The following is a 2,185-nucleotide window of genomic DNA, read 5'->3' as shown; positions in this document are numbered from 1 at the left end:
CCCCTGACCGCGAAGCGCATGACGGGCATCGTCTCGCGCGGCGGTTCGATCATGGCCAAGTGGTGCCTCGCGCACCACGCGGAGTCGTTCCTCTACACGCGGTTCGCGGAGATCTGCGAGATCATGCAGGCATACGACGTGGCCTTCAGCCTTGGCGACGGCCTGCGTCCGGGCTCGATCTACGACGCCAACGACGAGGCGCAGATCGCCGAGCTGCGCACGCTGGGCGAACTCACCGACATCGCCTGGCAGCACGACGTGCAGGTGATGATCGAGGGCCCCGGCCACGTGCCGATGCACCTGATCCGCGAAAACATGGACCTGCAACTGCAATACTGCAAGGAGGCGCCGTTCTACACCCTGGGCCCGCTCACCACCGACATCGCACCCGGCTACGACCACATCACGAGCGCCATCGGCGCCGCCATGATCGGCTGGTACGGCACCGCGATGCTCTGTTACGTGACGCCGAAGGAGCATCTCGGTCTGCCCGACAAGGACGACGTGAAGGACGGCATCATCGCCTACAAGATCGCCGCGCACGCAGCTGACCTCGCGAAGGGTCATCCGGGGGCGCAGATCCGCGACAACGCGCTGTCCAAGGCGCGTTTCGAATTCCGCTGGGACGACCAGTTCAACTTGGGCCTCGATCCGGACAAGGCGAAGCAGTTCCACGACGAGACGCTGCCGCAGGAAGGCGCCAAGCTCGCGCACTTCTGCTCGATGTGCGGACCGCATTTCTGCTCGATGAAGATCACGCAGGACGTCCGCGAATACGCTGCAAACGCCGGCGTCACCGAATCGGAGGCGCTGGCCAAGGGCATGGAGGCGAAAGCCGCGGAATTCGTGCAGCAGGGCGGCGAGATCTACAGCAAGGCCTGACGCGCCGGCAGCCGCAGCCCGCACGCCCATGACGCAACTGCTGCCCGCGCTCTCGCCGCTCGCGGCGCGCGTGCTGGGGGTGCTGGTCGAGAAGCAGCACACGGTGCCTGACACCTATCCGCTCACGGTGAACGCGCTTGCGGCCGGCTGCAATCAGAAGACGAGTCGGGACCCGGTGATGAACGCAACCGATGGCGACGTGCAAGCCGCGCTCGATGAACTGCGCGCGGCTGCGTTCGTCATCGAATCGAGCGGCAGCCGGGTCATGCGTTACGCCCACAACGCGGAACGCGTGCTGCAGGTGCCGCCGCAGTCGGTCGCGCTGCTCGCCACGCTCATGCTGCGCGGCCCGCAGACGGCGGGCGAACTGCGCATCAACTGCGAGCGGTTGCACCACTTCAGCGACATCTCCGCGGTCGAGGCGTTTCTTGCGGAGCTGGCGGATCGGGCGGCAGGCCCGCTCGTCATCGAACTCCCGCGGCAACCCGGCGCACGCGAGAACCGGTGGGCTCACCTCCTGTCCGGGCCGCCGGCGCCGGAAACCGTGTCCGCCGCGATTGTCACCGGAAACGCCGGGCGCGACGTCACGGAGGGTGAGACAGGCGCGCTCAGCGCGGAGGTCGCTCGCCTCTCGCGCGAGGTCGACGACCTCAAGACGGCGGTCGCGAAACTCTTCGCCGAGCTGGGAATCTCACGGGATTGACGGCACCGGCGGCAGTTGCATTACGCAGCGATTCATCCTTGGGCCAGGAGGGCAGATGGGACTACTCGACGATCTTCTACGCAGTGCCCTGAGTGGAGCCGGCGGACAGGGCGGGCCATTCGGCGGGGCGCTCGGTCAGCAGCAAGCGCCCGTGCAGCAGACACCGACGTCTCAAGGTGGCGGCAACATGGGCGGCATCCTGATGGCATTGCTGCCGGTGGTGCTCGGCATGCTCGCGAATCGCGGCGGTGGAGCATCGCAGTCCGGCAGCCAGGGCGGCGGCGGTCTCGGCGACCTCATCGGAAGCATGCTGGGCGGCGGCGCGATCAGCAGCGGGGGCGGTCTGGGCGACCTGTTGCAGCGCTTCCAGCAGGCGGGCTTCGGCGAGCAGGCGCAGTCATGGGTGGGCACCGGGCAGAACCAGTCCATTTCCCCCGACGTGATCGGCCAGATCTTCGGTTCCGGTGGGCTGTCGCAGATTGCGCAGCAGGCGGGCTTGAGCGAGCAGGAGACGTCGGAAGGTCTGTCGCAATTGTTGCCGGACGTGGTCGACCGCTTCACCCCGGATGGGCAGGTGCCGAACCTGGATCAGTTGAGCGC

General features: G+C 67.2%; 3 protein-coding genes. All 3 read left to right on the top strand.

Going from position 1 to position 2,185, the window contains the following annotated elements; genetic code table 11:
• A partial coding sequence (locus tag JNK68_09850; GenBank protein MBL8540660.1) for a phosphomethylpyrimidine synthase ThiC occupies positions 1-882 on the top strand: 882 nt, incomplete at its 5' end.
• A gap of 28 nt (positions 883-910) precedes the next feature.
• Complete coding sequence (locus JNK68_09845) at positions 911-1,585, top strand: YceH family protein (protein ID MBL8540659.1); 675 nt, start codon at positions 911-913, stop codon at positions 1,583-1,585.
• A gap of 187 nt (positions 1,586-1,772) precedes the next feature.
• On the top strand, positions 1,773-2,185 hold a 413-nt coding region (locus JNK68_09840; protein MBL8540658.1), incomplete at its 3' end, for a DUF937 domain-containing protein.

Source organism: Betaproteobacteria bacterium (assembly GCA_016791345.1).
In the GTDB taxonomy this organism is placed as follows: domain Bacteria; phylum Pseudomonadota; class Gammaproteobacteria; order Burkholderiales; family JAEUMW01; genus JAEUMW01.
This window is presented reverse-complemented; position numbering and strand designations above follow the sequence as displayed.